The organism is Vreelandella neptunia, assembly GCF_022489065.1.
In the GTDB taxonomy this organism is placed as follows: domain Bacteria; phylum Pseudomonadota; class Gammaproteobacteria; order Pseudomonadales; family Halomonadaceae; genus Vreelandella; species Vreelandella neptunia_A.
In genome coordinates this window covers 1-261 of the sequence record NZ_JAKVTW010000084.1, presented here as the reverse complement: position 1 = coordinate 261, position 261 = coordinate 1, and the positions used below count along the sequence as shown (strand labels likewise).

At 51.0% G+C, this 261-nt stretch carries 1 pseudogene; it reads right to left on the bottom strand.

From position 1 onward, the window contains the following. Positions 1-230 (bottom strand): annotated as a pseudogene (locus tag MLE19_RS22965) (ATP-binding protein); the annotation flags it as partial. Positions 231-261 lie beyond the last annotated feature (31 nt).

Sequence of the window (261 nt, the reverse complement as noted above, 5' to 3'; positions counted from 1 at the left end):
GTGGTGAGCGTGAGTGTGGTAGTGGAGACGGCAATATCGCAATTAATGCACCTATTCGACCATTTGCCAGCGTTATCGAGCACGATGCCTAATATTTCAGAAAAGTCGTGAGCCTCAATAGGCACTTGGTCTTTCTCGTGTGCCGAGTGGGTAAGGTTGAAAATGCGCTCAGGGTAAAGACTACGGAACATCTCGATGAGCCGTGAACTATCTCGCGTGACGTTCGCCATTCGACCCGCGTTAGGCCCTGCAATACGCGAA